Origin of the sequence: Bacillus sp. SIMBA_008 (assembly GCF_046535495.1) — a bacterium.
Taxonomy (GTDB): domain Bacteria; phylum Bacillota; class Bacilli; order Bacillales; family Bacillaceae; genus Bacillus; species Bacillus subtilis.
In genome coordinates this window covers 1-242 of sequence record NZ_JAWRWL010001138.1, presented here as the reverse complement: position 1 = coordinate 242, position 242 = coordinate 1, and the positions used below count along the sequence as shown (strand labels likewise).

General features: G+C 68.6%; 1 pseudogene. It reads right to left on the bottom strand.

Features of this window, described 5'->3' with window-relative positions:
• Positions 1 to 145, bottom strand: a pseudogene (locus SB658_RS26990) (amino acid permease); the annotation flags it as partial.
• Between the last annotated feature and the right edge of the window lie 97 nt (positions 146 to 242).

Here is a 242-nt window from a genome sequence, read left to right as displayed (position 1 = left end):
CGATCGTCAGCCCCAGGATGATGCCCCGGGGTACGGTGCGCCTCGGCTCGAGGGTCTCCTCGGCGCTCGTCGCAACGACGTCGAAGCCGAGGAAGGCGAAGAACACGAGCGCGGCGCCGCTCAGGATGCCGAAGACCCCATACATCGACGGCTCGGAACCCGACAGCCACGAGAACAGCTACTGCGTCCAGACCCCGCCGGCGGCCGGGCCTTCCTGAGAGGGCGGGACGAAGGGTGTGAAG